The sequence below is a fragment of the Catenulispora sp. GAS73 genome (assembly GCF_041262085.1).
In the GTDB taxonomy this organism is placed as follows: Bacteria; Actinomycetota; Actinomycetes; order Streptomycetales; family Catenulisporaceae; genus Catenulispora.
In genome coordinates this window covers 48,492-59,353 of the sequence record NZ_JBGCCM010000053.1, presented here as the reverse complement: position 1 = coordinate 59,353, position 10,862 = coordinate 48,492, and the positions used below count along the sequence as shown (strand labels likewise).

General features: G+C 70.5%; 12 protein-coding genes and 1 riboswitch. Of the genes, 7 read left to right on the top strand and 5 right to left on the bottom strand.

Annotated elements, in window-relative coordinates:
• Positions 1 to 106: 106 nt before the first annotated feature.
• The gene (locus ABH935_RS46500) at positions 107 to 640 is read right to left on the bottom strand and encodes a hypothetical protein (protein WP_370384424.1); all 534 of its coding nucleotides are present in this window, start codon (positions 638 to 640) and stop codon (positions 107 to 109) included.
• A 135-nt stretch (positions 641 to 775) separates the two neighbouring features.
• Here ABH935_RS46500 and ABH935_RS46495 point away from each other — a divergent pair, with 135 nt between their 5' ends.
• Entirely contained in the window at positions 776 to 1,426 is a 651-nt protein-coding gene (locus ABH935_RS46495; RefSeq protein ID WP_370384423.1) for a PadR family transcriptional regulator, read from the top strand.
• A gap of 68 nt (positions 1,427 to 1,494) precedes the next feature.
• Here the strand turns inward: ABH935_RS46495 and ABH935_RS46490 are convergent, their stop codons facing one another.
• Positions 1,495 to 2,148 (bottom strand): nuclease-related domain-containing protein, encoded by a 654-nt coding sequence (locus ABH935_RS46490; protein WP_370384422.1) that lies wholly within the window; start codon positions 2,146 to 2,148, stop codon positions 1,495 to 1,497.
• Positions 2,149 to 2,432: 284 nt separating this feature from the next.
• On the opposite strand from ABH935_RS46490, the gene ABH935_RS46485 reads away from it, so the two are divergent.
• Positions 2,433 to 3,326, top strand: coding sequence for a metallophosphoesterase family protein (locus ABH935_RS46485; protein WP_370384421.1), 894 nt, complete (start codon positions 2,433 to 2,435; stop codon positions 3,324 to 3,326).
• Positions 3,327 to 3,539: 213 nt separating this feature from the next.
• On the top strand, positions 3,540 to 4,385 hold the full coding sequence (locus ABH935_RS46480) for a hypothetical protein (protein ID WP_370384420.1): 846 nt from the start codon (positions 3,540 to 3,542) through the stop codon (positions 4,383 to 4,385).
• Positions 4,386 to 4,464: 79 nt separating this feature from the next.
• Here the strand turns inward: ABH935_RS46480 and ABH935_RS46475 are convergent, their stop codons facing one another.
• The 3 genes from ABH935_RS46475 to thiC all read right to left on the bottom strand — a co-directional run bounded on the left by ABH935_RS46475 (position 4,465) and on the right by thiC (position 7,632).
• Positions 4,465 to 5,064: a hypothetical protein gene (locus tag ABH935_RS46475; RefSeq protein WP_370384419.1), complete on the bottom strand. Its 600-nt coding sequence runs from the start codon at positions 5,062 to 5,064 to the stop codon at positions 4,465 to 4,467.
• 54 nt (positions 5,065 to 5,118) lie between these two features.
• A complete protein-coding gene (locus tag ABH935_RS46470; RefSeq protein WP_370384418.1) occupies positions 5,119 to 5,661 on the bottom strand; it encodes a DinB family protein in 543 nt (180 codons plus the stop codon).
• A 192-nt stretch (positions 5,662 to 5,853) separates the two neighbouring features.
• On the bottom strand, positions 5,854 to 7,632 hold the full coding sequence (gene thiC / locus ABH935_RS46465; RefSeq protein WP_370384417.1) for a phosphomethylpyrimidine synthase ThiC: 1,779 nt from the start codon (positions 7,630 to 7,632) through the stop codon (positions 5,854 to 5,856).
• A riboswitch (TPP riboswitch) is annotated at positions 7,624 to 7,732 on the bottom strand. Its footprint overlaps the gene before it by 9 nt.
• A 63-nt stretch (positions 7,733 to 7,795) precedes the next feature.
• Between thiC and ABH935_RS46460 the strand changes: the two genes are divergently transcribed.
• The 4 genes from ABH935_RS46460 to ABH935_RS46445 all read left to right on the top strand — a co-directional run bounded on the left by ABH935_RS46460 (position 7,796) and on the right by ABH935_RS46445 (position 10,777).
• Positions 7,796 to 7,993 (top strand): hypothetical protein, encoded by a 198-nt coding sequence (locus ABH935_RS46460; RefSeq protein WP_370384416.1) that lies wholly within the window; start codon positions 7,796 to 7,798, stop codon positions 7,991 to 7,993.
• Positions 7,994 to 8,027: 34 nt separating this feature from the next.
• Positions 8,028 to 8,720: a DUF2975 domain-containing protein gene (locus tag ABH935_RS46455; protein WP_370384415.1), complete on the top strand. Its 693-nt coding sequence runs from the start codon at positions 8,028 to 8,030 to the stop codon at positions 8,718 to 8,720.
• The gene (locus ABH935_RS46450) at positions 8,720 to 8,959 is read left to right on the top strand and encodes a helix-turn-helix domain-containing protein (RefSeq protein WP_370384414.1); all 240 of its coding nucleotides are present in this window, start codon (positions 8,720 to 8,722) and stop codon (positions 8,957 to 8,959) included. Before ABH935_RS46455 ends, ABH935_RS46450 begins: the two co-directional genes overlap by 1 nt.
• Positions 8,960 to 9,112: 153 nt before the next feature.
• A complete protein-coding gene (locus ABH935_RS46445) occupies positions 9,113 to 10,777 on the top strand; it encodes an SPFH domain-containing protein (protein ID WP_370384413.1) in 1,665 nt (554 codons plus the stop codon).
• Positions 10,778 to 10,862 lie beyond the last annotated feature (85 nt).

Below are 10,862 nucleotides of genomic sequence, written 5' to 3'. Positions count from 1 at the left end.
CCCCGGCGGCGACACCCCTCTGCCCCGGCCCCGGGCCCCGGCGGCCCCCCCCCGGGCCGGGGGGCGCCGCGCCGCATCTTTGCCGGGGTTCGGCAGGCAGCTGCGATCAGGCGTCCTTCGGGGCACGGGTCGGGTCGTCGACCGTCGGCCAGGCGCCGTCGCGCCGCGCCTGCTTGACGTCCTCGACGTACTCGCGGCTGAACATCGCCGCCAGCATCGCCACGCCGCCTCGGGCCACGCGCACCTCGCCGCTGTGGATCCGGCCGGTCAGCCGGACCCGGCGGACGCCCTCGGCGGGGACGACGCCTTTGCGCTGGTTCTGCTGTCCGACGCCGTCCTTCACCTTGCCGCTGCCGCTCCACACGATGTCCCGCTGATCGACGACCGCGTCGTCGGGCAGAAGCAGCTTCACCATGGCGCGGTCCAGGTCGAGGTCCACCACCAGCTCGCCGGCCGGCAGCTGCGGGGAGCGCAGGTCGAGCACGACCGAGCCGCGGCGGGCCCGGACCTCGAAGCGATCGGCGCTGGTCCAGTTGCCCAGACGCTTGGCCGCGGTGTGGTCGACGTGCAGGCGGACCGGCTCGGCGGCCGCGTCGGCGACGGTGCGGGTGGTCGCGGTGGTGGAGATCGTGCTGGTCATTTCGGGTGCTCCTCGGGATCTGCCCTCGGTGAGGGACCGGGGTGGTTCGTGCTGACGATTTGATAGTTGCATTTACACTAGTTGCCTGTCAACTAGAGCCATTGAAACTAGTCTCTCGGAGGCTAAGATGCCTGCATGGCAGCCCAGAACCCCTCGCCCGCCGCGACGCGCCGCTCCCCGCTGGCGCTCGCGGTCCTCGCCCTGCTCGGCTACAAGCCCCTGCACCCGTACGGCGTGCAGCGGCTGCTCAAGGAATGGGGCAAGGAGAACGTCGTCAACGTCGGGCAGCGCGCGAGCCTGTACAAGACGATGGAGCGGCTCACGGCGGCCGGACTGATCGCGGTGCGCGAGACCGAGCGCGACCAGCAGTACCCGGAGCGGACCGTCTACGAGCTCACCGACGCCGGCCGCGAGGCGGCGCAGGCGTGGATCGACGACATCGTGCGCGTGCCACGTCCGGAGTACCCGGAGTTCCCGGCCGCGCTGTCGTTCCTGATGATGCTGGAGCCGGACGCGGTGCTGGCCGCGCTGCGCGAACGGCGCGACACCGTGGCGAGATCGCTGGCCGCGGCGAAGCAGGGCGTGGCCGACTCCCGGCAGTACGGGCTGCCGAAGGTGACGCTGCTGGACGACGAGTACCTGGTCGCGGTCACCGAGGCCGAGCTGCGGTGGATCGAGGGCGTCGTGACGGAGCTGGAGAACGGCGAGCTGACGTGGAGCCTGGAGGAGCTGCGGCCGTTCGACGAGACGGACACAGACACCGAGACCGCGGCCGCGGCCGGCTGACGCGCGGCCCCGCCGCGCCCCGGCCGGGGATCAGGTCAGTTCCGGATCAGCTCCGGATCAGCTCCGGATCACTTCCGGATCGGCCGGTCCCCCGACCGCGCCGGCAGCACCCGGTCCAGGGTCTCGGCCAGCTTCGAGGCCTGCGTCGCGGTCATCACCTGGCGCATCTGGCCGAAGACCGACGGGAACTGCTCGGGCAGCAGGATGGTGACGCCGTCGAGGAAGCGCGGGGTCGGTCGCAGGTCCTTGGCGTGCACCACCAGGACCGGCTCGACCTTCACCCCGCTCGGCAGGTTCCGGCCCAGCGCCGAGGTGAGGTTCTGGGCCTCCAGGTCGAGCCGCTTGAGCGTGGTCTCGCGGTTGTCCATGCCGACGAAGAGCTTGTCGCCGATCATCTGGGGCTTGGGGCCGGAGGCCCAGTTCTTCGAGTCCAGCAGGAAGACCCCGGCCGGGCCGATCAGCAGGTGCTCGATGTCCACCGGCGGGATGCCGGGGACGGCGCCGGAGGCCAGCCGGCGGTCGTGCAGGGCGGTGAAGCCCTGGAACCTCAAAGGTTTGATCGCCCGCGCGGTGGCGGCCTCGCCGGAGGCTCGGCGGCCGGCCAGGCTGACGTCGGCGGGCTTGGTGTAGGCCAAGTCCGCCAGCGCCAACGCCACCAGCGCGGCGAAACCCACGCCGAAATACCCGTGGCGGGTCATCGCGGACGCGACGACGCCGCTCACGACAGTGACAGGAAGGGCCCACCACAGGGAGTCCTTGATGCGTCTCCGGCGTTGAGCGGCCCAAGCCGACTGGACGCTGGTGTTTACCGCCCGCAGACTGCTACCCGCCGCGGCCCTCTCCGGCTTCAATTCTCTGAACGCCACTGAAGACCACTCTCCTCGTCACCGACCGTACTCCGATGTGCATGCCCGGCGCAGAGGTATTCACTTACGACGCCGGCTTGGTAAACCCACGCCGCCACCGATGTGTACCTACAAGCCACATTGTCGTTAGCCTGGCCTGCATGACGCCGCCGCCGCCCGAAGTCGACCCCATGGCCATGACCCTGGAGATCGACGACACCATGGACTTGACCCTCGACGCAACGGTCGGGATCAACGGACCCGTGCCGGCCGGGCCGGTCTACGTCACGGGCGACGTGCACGGCTGCGCGGAGCAGTTGCAGGCCTCGTTGTTCCGCAGCGGCATCACCGACGCCGACGGCGAGTGGGCCGCCGGCTCGGCGTGGCTGTGGTTCCTCGGCGACCTGTTCGACCGCGGCCCGGACGGCATCGGCGTCATCGACACCGTGATGCGGCTGCAGAAGCAGGCCCCGGAGCACGGCGGCCGCGTCGACTGCCTGCTGGGCAACCACGAGGTCATGCTGCTGGCGTCCTACCGGCTGACGGGCCCCGGCGCGGACAAGTTCCAGGAGCGGTGGCTCGGCAACGGCGGCCAGCCCAAGGACCTGCGGGCCCTGACCGAGGAGCACGCGCAGTGGCTGGCGTCGCTGCCGGCGATGGCGCTGGTCGACGACCACCTGCTGATCCACTCCGACACGGTGACCTACCGCGAGCTCGGCGGCGACATCGCCACGGTGAACGCCACGGTGCAGGCGGTCCTGCGGGAGTACACGGACCTGGAGGCCTGGGACCGGCTCACGCACCTGGTGACCGCGCGGTTCGCGTTCGCCGACGACGGGACCAACGCGCTGGAGTTCCTGGCGGAGTTCGGCGGCTCGCAGATCGTGCACGGGCACTCGCCGATCCCGCTGGTGTTCGACATCCCGGCCGAGGACATCACCGGCCCGATGATCTACGCCGAGGGGCGCGCGGTGAACATGGACACCGGGACGTTCCTCGGGGGGCCGTGCCTGATCAGCCCGCTGCCGTCGATACCGCCGCGGCCGCAGGGCTGAGGTTCGGCGCTCGGCGCTCGGCGTTCGGCGCTCGGCGCTCGGCGCTCGGCGCTCGGCGCTCGGCGCTCGGCGCTCGGCGCTCAGAACCGGCTCCGGTCGGACGTGGACACGTGCGTGTGATGACGGTGCGGCCGGTATCGGCACGGTGACCTGTGCGCCCGGCGGCGGCGAGTCTCCCGGGCCCGGGGCGCGCACGGCGCCAATATGGGCGGTATGCGCAGATTCCTGACATCCCGCGGGGTCCCGGCGTGCGCGGGCCTCAGCCTGACGGCTGTCGCCGCCGCCGCGTTGCTGGCCGGCTGCTCCTCCTCGGCCTCGAAGCCGGATCCCTACAAGATCGGCACGCTGCCGGCCGCCGACGTCGTGACCCAGGGCCACGCCGCCGGGCACTGGACCCGCACCGGCGGCACGCTCCAGCTGGTCGGCACGGTGACCCCGGACAGCGCCGCGCAGTTCGCCACGGCGCTCGGCTCCGGCGCGGACACCGTGCGCGTCACGGTGACCGGCGGCGACCTGGCCTCGGGCCTGGCGATCGGCCGCACCATCCACGACCGCAAGCTCAACCTGCTGATCGACGGCGCGTGCGCGGGCCCGTGCGCGGACTACTGGTTCCCGGCCGCCGCCACCCGCCGCGGCACCGGCTCGGGCTCCTGGCTGGGCTACGTCCCGGACCTGAGCGAGACCGGCGGCGCCACCGCGCAGCAGCAGGCCGCCGAGGCCAAGTTCTACACCGACTCCGGCGTGGACGCCGCGAAGTTCCACGCGGCCCTGGACGGCCAGCTCCGCGAGGTCCCCGGCGGCAGCGCGGCGCCGGGCGCGGCGATGTGGATGCCGACCGCGGCCGATCTCAAGTCCCTGGGCTACTCCGCGGCGACGGTCAAGGACCTGTGGCTGCCGCCGAACCTGGCCTCGGCCAACGCGCAGGCCCGGGCCTGGCAGCAGGTCGTGGCGTACCAGAACACGCTCGTGGGGCTGCCGCCGGTGCCGGACAAGGGCGCCCCGGCCGTGCCCGCGCCGCCCGCGGCCCCGGCCGCGCCGAAGCCTTCGAAGAAGGCCTAGGCGGTTCGGACCACACTCGGCCCGCTCGGCCCACACTCGGCCCACACTCGGGCCGGCTCCGGTCCCGTCGGGCCCGGCCTCAGACCTTCCCGACCGCCGCCTGCGCCAGCGCCTTGGCATCGTCCGAGGCGCTGGCGTAGCTGTCGGCGTGGATGACCGCGACGTTCAGGTCGAAGCCGTTCTTGTACACGTCGATCACGCCCGGCGTCTGGCTGCTGCGGTAGGCCTCGTCGCCCAGGCCCGAGATCGAGCTCACGGTGCTGGCCGGGATGGTCGCGCGGAAGGCGTCGAAGCCGGATTTGGTGACCCCGGTGAGCGAGATGGTCACCATGTCCGGGTGACCGGAGTTGTAGGCGCAGCTGCGGCCGCCGCTGTTGGAGGCTATGGCCCCGGACTTCGAGCCGTCCGGCAGGTGTCCTATCGAGATCACCTGGTCCGCCGCGATCAGCGCGCACGGGTCCGGCACGCCGGGTACGACGAAGCCCTGGGCGTTGCCCGTCGCGGCGCTGGTGGGCCCCGTCGAGTTCGTCGCGACCGGCGCCAGCGGCGGCGGGGTGGAGTTCCCGCCGCACGCGGACAGCGCCACGGACACGGTCAGCGCGAGCGCCGCGGTGGCGAGGACGGTGGACCTGGTGAGGGTTTTGGAGTTGGTACAGATCGCGGGCCTGGGGCTTGGCATGGGGACTAGGGTAGCCGCGGCTCCTCGGGCCCACGCCGGGGCCGGGACATGCGCTCACTCCCCGGTGGCACCGTCGATCGCCTCGCGCAGCAAGTCGGCGTGGCCGAGGTGGCGCGCGTACTCCTCGATCATGTGCAGGTAGACCCAGCGCAGCGACAGGGTCTCCTGACGCTTCTCGAACGTCTCGTCGAGACTGTGCCCCACACAGGCCTGCCGGGCGAGCTCGACCTCCTCGTGGAACACCGCGAAATCGGCCTCGGCACTGTCCGCGGTCCCGTTGTGGAAGTCGCCGTCGGGGTCTTCCTTGGTCGTGAAGATCTCCTCCAGCTCCTTCCGGCCCAGGAACTGGATCCGGAACCACCAGCGCTCCACCAGCGCCATGTGCCGGACCAAGCCCAACAGCGTCAGGTCGGTGCTGGCCAGCGGCTGCGACGCCAGCTGCTCCCCGGTGAGCCCGCCGCACTTCCAGAGCAGGCTCTCCCGGTGCCAGTCCAGGAAGCGTTCAAGGCTGTCGCGCTCGGTGCTGGAGGGGATGTTCTCCTGCCGCTCGAAGGACGGTGCGGTCCACACGGCGGGCGAAGTCGATGTTGAAGACATGCGCACAGCGTCTCGGCCTTCGAGCCGGTCTGGCAACACTCAGAGGAAACCCGTGTATGGTTGGTCACCGTCGGCACATCACAGGGCCCGCATATATCGCTTCATCTCCGGTATATGCGGGCCCTGTTTGCCTAGGGGCTGGTGTGAGGCTTGTGTCGCCTCGCGATCAGTCCACGGGATCTGTTCACGCGATCAGTCCACGAGCGGCAGGTAGACGCCCTCGTGTGCGGAGGCCGCGAACTGCGCCGACTTCTCCGCCATGCCGGCCGACAGCGCCTCGTCGGTGCCGAGGCCGTGCTCCTCCGCGTACTTGCGGACGTCCTGCGTGATCTTCATCGAGCAGAAGTGCGGGCCGCACATCGAGCAGAAGTGGGCGGTCTTCGCCGGGGCCGCCGGCAGGGTCTCGTCGTGGTACGCGCGGGCCGTGTCCGGGTCCAGGGCCAGGTTGAACTGGTCCTCCCAGCGGAACTCGAAGCGGGCGTCGGACAGCGCGTCGTCCCAGCGCTGCGCGCCTTCGTGGCCCTTGGCCAGGTCGGAGGCGTGCGCGGCGATCTTGTAGGCGATCAGGCCCTGCTTGACGTCGTCGCGGTTGGGCAGGCCCAGGTGCTCCTTGGGCGTCACGTAGCAGAGCATGGCGGTGCCGTACCAGCCGATCATCGCCGCGCCGATCGCGGAGGTGATGTGGTCGTAGCCGGGGGCGATGTCGGTGGTGAGCGGGCCGAGGGTGTAGAACGGCGCCTCGTCGCACAGCTCCATCTGGAGCTCGACGTTCTCCTTGATCTTGTGCATCGGGACGTGGCCCGGGCCCTCGATCATCACCTGCACGCCGAGCTCGCGGGCGATCTTCGACAGTTCGCCGAGCGTGGTCAGCTCGGCGAACTGGGCCGCGTCGTTGGCGTCGTAGATGGAGCCGGGGCGCAGGCCGTCGCCGAGGGAGTAGGTGACGTCGTAGCGCGCCAGGATCTCCGTCAGCTCCCTGAAATTGGTGTAGAGGAAGTTCTCCTTGTGGTGCGCCAAGCACCAGGCGGCCATGATCGAGCCGCCCCGGGAGACGATGCCGGTCTTGCGGGTGGCGGTCAGCGGGACGTAGCGCAGCAGCACGCCGGCGTGGATCGTCATGTAGTCCACGCCCTGCTCGCACTGCTCGATCACGGTGTCCCGGAACACCTCCCACGACAAGTCCTCGGCATTGCCCTTGACCTTCTCCAGCGCCTGGTAGATCGGCACGGTGCCGATCGGGACCGGGCTGTTGCGCAGGATCCACTCGCGCGTGGTGTGGATGTTGCGGCCGGTGGACAGGTCCATCACGGTGTCGGCACCCCAGCGCGTGGCCCACACCATCTTGTCCACCTCCTCCTCGATCGAGGAGGCCACCGAGGAGTTGCCGATGTTGGCGTTCACCTTGGTCAGGAAGTACCGGCCGATGATCATCGGCTCGGCCTCGGGGTGGTTCACGTTGGCCGGGATCACCGCGCGGCCCCGGGCGACCTCGTCCCGCACGAACTCGGCACTGACGCCCTCCCGCACCGCGATGTACTCCATCTCGGCGGTGACCTCGCCGCGCCGCGCGTAGGCGAGCTGGGTGACCGCGCCGGCGCCCTCGGCCCCGCGTACCGGCTTGCGCCCGCCGGAGAACACCGCGTCGAGGTTGCGCAGGTCGGCGGACTTGAGCCCGTCGTCGGTCGGCTGCCAGGTGCGGCCCTCGTACTGCTCGGTGTCGCCGCGCTCGGCGATCCACGCGCTGCGCAGGGCCGGCAAGCCGAAGCGGACGTCGGTCCGCACCTCCGGGTCGGTGTACGGACCGGAGGTGTCGTAGAGGACGACGGAGTCGCCGTTGGTCAGCGCGATCTCGCGCATCGGCACGCGCAGGTCGGCGCGCGCGTCGGAGGACAGATACGTCTTGCTCGAAGCGGACGAGCCGGAGGTTTCGGAGGATTCGGACGATGCGGACACATCATTGACAGCCGTCATGGCGGCGCTCCCTACGTCGGCATTACCCGGACAGGTTCGGCGGTCGACGGCGCCAGCCGTCCTCTCAGCCCGGTTCGCCCGAGCTCCCGCGTGTATGTGGTTTCAGGGGACACCGTAGCGCGCGTACCGTGATCCGCGTCAATGCCAGGGGACGGGAGCACCGATGATCGGCAGGCAGGGCCGCGTGACGGGGCGCATCGCGCCGGGACTGGTCGGCGAGGTGATAGTGGAGATCCGCGGCGGCAGCGAGGCGTTCCACGCCTACGCGATGACACCGGGGACGGAGATCCCGAAGGACGCGCTGGTGGTCGTGGTGGAGTACCAGGCGCCTCGGACGGTGTACGTGGAGCAGCTGCTGTAGCGGTTTCTCAGGGTCTTGTAGTTATCGAATATCGATGGCATCGTTTCTCGATACCATCGACTTTCGATATGGGGGAACGGTCGTGGACGGTGTCGCGAAGAAGAGGGCGATCAAGGTTCGGAATCCGCTGGAACCGTTGATGACCTTCAACTGGATGGTGTTGTGCCTGGTCCTCGGCGGCTTCGTTTGGGACATCTTCGACACGCTGTTCGGCGGCGGCAGCATCCTGGGATACGGACACCAGGTCGCGGTCTGCGCGGACACCGGCGGCATGGGCGCGAGGGCCGACAGCACGGATTGGCTGTTCCAGCCACGCGCAGGTGTCACCGTCGACGCGACGCACGTCCGGCTGTGCACCGACAAGCCCTCCGCCGGCCAGCGGTGGTGGTACACGCTGGACAGCCTGCCAGGGACGGTGACCTTGATCGGAGTGGTGGTGATCACCTTTCTGGCGCTCACCTCAGCCCACCGCAAGGGCCTCTACACCCCGGGCTTCGCCGCCAGACTCCGCCTCCTTGGCTGGTTTCTGGTGGTCGACTCGGTGCTCCGCCCGACAGTCGAGGTCTATGCGTCGGGCAAGCTGTGGACTTCCTTGGCCGCCGGCCCGATCGATCGCCAGTGGAATGTGGTCTGGATATATCTGTTCGCCGGACTGGCCCTGCTCTCCCTGGCCCGCATCATGCGCGTCGGCAACGCGATGCGCGAAGACCTGGAGGGCGTCGTCTGATGCCGCCGGACAGCGCCGACGCCCACTCGATCGGCGTGCACCTGGACCGTCTGCTGGAAGCGCGCGGTCTGACCCTGACCGAACTCGCCGACCGGGTCGGGGTCACCGTCGTGAACCTGTCCGTGTTGAAGAACGGCCGGGCGAAGGCCATCCGTTTCAGTACCCTGACTGCCTTGTGCCGGGAGCTCGGCTGCCAGCCCGGGGACCTGCTCAGCTACCTGCCCGACGGGCTGGATTGAATGCGTGAGGCATGCATGTTCCGGGTGTGAGCGTGCTGTGAGAAACGCAAGCGCGATGCAAACGCCCGGGCCATTCTTCGGCGGTTCCGCCGGGAGTAGAACTTCCCTTGGCACTCCGCAGGGTACGGAGGCCACACGGGAAGGATGTGAACGGTGCCTACTGCCGTTCCGTACGTCATCGGGGGAGCCGTACTCCTCATCGCAGTGCTCGTATTCCTCTTCAAGGCCATGTGGCGGGTGGCCGAGCCGAACCAGGCGCTGATCGTCTCCGGGCGGCGGCACCGGGGGGCCGGCGGGGACGGGCTCGGTTTTCGCATCGTCACCGGGGGCGGCAGCTTCGTGCTGCCGGGTGTGCAGGTGGTGCGGCGGTTGTCGCTGGACCTGAACGAGTCCGGGCTGGAAGTCGAGTGCGTCACCCGGCAGGGGATCCCGTTGCACGTCAAGGGGGTGGTGATCTTCAAGGTCGGGGACGACCACGCCTCGATCGCCAACGCCGCGCGGCGGTTCCTGGACCAGCAGGCGCAGATGGGGGTGCGCGTGCACAACATCTTCGCCGGGCATCTGCGCTCCATCGTCGGCAACCTGACCGTCGAGGAGATGATCCGGGAGCGCGAGCGGCTCACCGAGCAGACCCGCGCCACCAGCGGCACCGAGATGGAGAAGCTCGGTCTGATCATCGACTCGCTGCAGATCCAGGAGATCGACGACCCGACCGGGTATATCAAGGCCCTGGCCGCGCCGCACGCCGCGGCGGTCAGCCGGGACGCCCGCATCGCGCAGGCCGCCGCCGACCAGAGCGCCACCGAGGCCGAGGCGGAGGCCAACGCCCGCAAGGCCGAGGCGATGCGCAAGGCCAGCATCCAGCAGGCCGGCTACCAGGCCGAGGTGGAGGAGGCGCAGGCCCGCGCGCGGCAGGCCGGGCCGCTGGCCGACGCCCGGGCCCGGCAGGACGTCGTGGTGCAGGAGACCCGCGTCGCCGAGCTGGAAGCCCAGCGCAAGGAGCAGCAGCTGCAGGTCGAGGTCCGCAAGCCCGCGGACGCCAAGGCCTACGAGACCGTCACGCTGGCCCAGGCCGAGCGCGAGGCGAAGATCCACGAGGCGGAGGCGGAGGCCAAGGAGACCGAGCTGCGGGCGCTGGCCGAGGCGCACCGGGTCAAGGCGGCGGCCGAGGCGGAGTCGCAGGCCAAGCGCTCGCTGGGGCAGGCCTCCGCGGACGCCGCCCAGGCACAGGCCCTCGCCGACGCCGCGGCGCGCCGGGCCCGCGGCCTGGCCGACGCCGAAGCGCGCAAGGCCGAGGGGCTGGCCGAGGCCGAAGCCCGTCAGGCCCGCGGTCTGGCCGACGCCGAATCCCGCCGGGCCGAGGGTCTGGCGAACGCGGACGCCCGCAAGGCCGAGGGCGCGGCGAACGCCGAGGCGGTCCGGGCCCGCGGTCTGGCCGAGGCCGACGCCGCCAAGGCGCTGGGCCTGGCCGAGGCCGAGGCGATCAAGGCCCGGGGCGAGGCGCTGGCCGAGCACCAGGACGCGGTCATCAACCAGCAGCTGGTCGCGCAGCTGCCGCTGGTGGTCGAGGCGGGCGCCAAGTCCTTCGAGAACGTCGAGCACATGGTGCTGCTCAACGGCGCCGACGGCGTCACCGACGTCTTCGGCAAAGCCCTGACGATGGGCGGCACCGGCCTCGGCCTGGCGCGCCAGATGCTGGCCACGATGGGCGACCAGAACGGGAAGGCCGCCGTGGCGAAGAAGCCTGCTCAGAAGGAGGCGGTCGAGATCACCGAGACCGTCCCGGCCGTCGAGGCCACACAGACCCGCGCAGAGTAGCGCGGCGCGAAACGGGGGTGGGCCCGGCGGATTCCTTCCGCCGGGCCCGTCGCAGTGCACTGGTTCGGGTGTAGCGGACGCCGGG

What these genes read in the sequence shown, in the direction of transcription:
- ABH935_RS46485 (WP_370384421.1), top strand. Translation starts at nt 2,433, where the DNA reads ATGACGCCGCCGCCGCCCGAAGTCGACCCCATGGCCATGACCCTGGAG.
- ABH935_RS46495 (WP_370384423.1), top strand. Translation starts at nt 776, where the DNA reads ATGGCAGCCCAGAACCCCTCGCCCGCCGCGACGCGCCGCTCCCCGCTG.
- ABH935_RS46460 (WP_370384416.1), top strand. Translation starts at nt 7,796, where the DNA reads ATGATCGGCAGGCAGGGCCGCGTGACGGGGCGCATCGCGCCGGGACTG.
- ABH935_RS46455 (WP_370384415.1), top strand. Translation starts at nt 8,028, where the DNA reads ATGGCATCGTTTCTCGATACCATCGACTTTCGATATGGGGGAACGGTC.
- thiC (WP_370384417.1), bottom strand. Translation starts at nt 7,632, where the DNA reads ATGACGGCTGTCAATGATGTGTCCGCATCGTCCGAATCCTCCGAAACC.
- ABH935_RS46470 (WP_370384418.1), bottom strand. Translation starts at nt 5,661, where the DNA reads ATGTCTTCAACATCGACTTCGCCCGCCGTGTGGACCGCACCGTCCTTC.
- ABH935_RS46475 (WP_370384419.1), bottom strand. Translation starts at nt 5,064, where the DNA reads ATGCCAAGCCCCAGGCCCGCGATCTGTACCAACTCCAAAACCCTCACC.
- ABH935_RS46500 (WP_370384424.1), bottom strand. Translation starts at nt 640, where the DNA reads ATGACCAGCACGATCTCCACCACCGCGACCACCCGCACCGTCGCCGAC.
- ABH935_RS46450 (WP_370384414.1), top strand. Translation starts at nt 8,720, where the DNA reads ATGCCGCCGGACAGCGCCGACGCCCACTCGATCGGCGTGCACCTGGAC.
- ABH935_RS46480 (WP_370384420.1), top strand. Translation starts at nt 3,540, where the DNA reads ATGCGCAGATTCCTGACATCCCGCGGGGTCCCGGCGTGCGCGGGCCTC.